This is a genomic window from Bacteroides muris (ex Fokt et al. 2023) (assembly GCF_024704895.1).
GTDB lineage: Bacteria > Bacteroidota > Bacteroidia > Bacteroidales > Bacteroidaceae > Bacteroides > Bacteroides muris.
The window spans coordinates 1-1,318 of record NZ_JAMZEE010000095.1 but is presented as its reverse complement, the minus strand read 5'-3'; the positions used below and the strand labels follow the sequence as shown (position 1 = coordinate 1,318).

At 37.2% G+C, this 1,318-nt stretch carries 1 protein-coding gene; it reads left to right on the top strand.

Annotated elements, in window-relative coordinates; genetic code table 11:
- Positions 1 to 552: 552 nt before the first annotated feature.
- Positions 553 to 1,119, top strand: coding sequence for a hypothetical protein (locus M1B78_RS18340; protein WP_257941482.1), 567 nt, complete (start codon positions 553 to 555; stop codon positions 1,117 to 1,119).
- The last annotated feature ends 199 nt before the right edge of the window (positions 1,120 to 1,318 follow it).

Below are 1,318 nucleotides of genomic sequence, written 5' to 3'. Positions count from 1 at the left end.
TAATTTAATAATAATCCGCAAATTGTGCAACTTTTTCATTTGTAAATATTTAGAATTTTAATTCAACCAACGGGTTAATCCTCTATATATTGATTGGGAATCTCATCTATCTTTTTTTATTATCCCTATCATTTCGGGATTAATAGGAGCGAAAGCTATGATAGATGATTAATTGGCATATTAAAAAGAAACATTTTAAGAAATAGCAATTCAAAGTACTACATTAATGAACGGTGGTGGATGGACTGGCTTAATACTCGGTGGATTAACCGGACTTGGAACGGGTAGTTTTGGTGGTTTCTTGGCTATGGCTGTTATAGGCTGTTTAGTAGGAATTATCAGTGATCCTGATAGGCGTAGACGAGAGTAGATTTATATCATGGAGATGTAAAGAACGGTTTATTTCAAAATGAAGTCGTAATGGAGTGATACTCTGTTACGACTTTATTTTAGCCGTACAATAAAAACGATAACCGATTATACAATCACACCCTTTGATAACAGAATTATTGCTAATTTTACGGCAGATAACAATCATATTTCAATCCAAGCATGATGAAATTCTTCCAAAGAAAAGCCCCGACAACGGCACTCACTCCCGCTGTGGAACTGCCCGACTTGAATATAAATATTGTAAAACGGTTTGCTTCATCAGACTGGAAACTCGGAGAGATTCATGGGCTGTCGCATTGGCAAAGGGTAGAGCGTAACGGAATCATATTGAGTTTGGAAAAACTAAATGGAACGCTCTGTATCCGTAAAGATATTAATATAACAGTCGTTCGCCTATTCGCCTATCTGCACGACAAATGCCGATTGGATGACGGATGGGATTTTGAACATGGAATCAGGGCTGCAAAGATGCTTCACTCCATTAGAAGGATGTTACTGAAAGAATTATCCGACAATGAATTCTCATTATTAGAAAAAGCATGTGAACTGCATACAACCGAACACAAGACGGGAGAGCCGACCATCGATACCTGTTTTGATGCGGACAGGCTGGACTTGAACCGTGTAGGGATAGAACCAAGTCCCAATAAGATGGCAACCGAGCAAGGAGCCTATTATGCCGAATATCCCCACAAATTAGAACAGATAAAGTCTTTACTGTTCTAAAGATATAAATCCTGAATAATGAAAGATATATTATCACTGCTGGGCACTTAGTCCCAGCTGATTTTCAGTTGTTTATAATTTAGTTCTTTGATATTTTTGTAATTGCAATCGTTAAGTATCTCTCTTACAGGTGTTTTATCCAGTAGAGAAAAGCTCAAAATTTGTAGAATTTCGTAGATTGGACGGTTGACTTTCAATT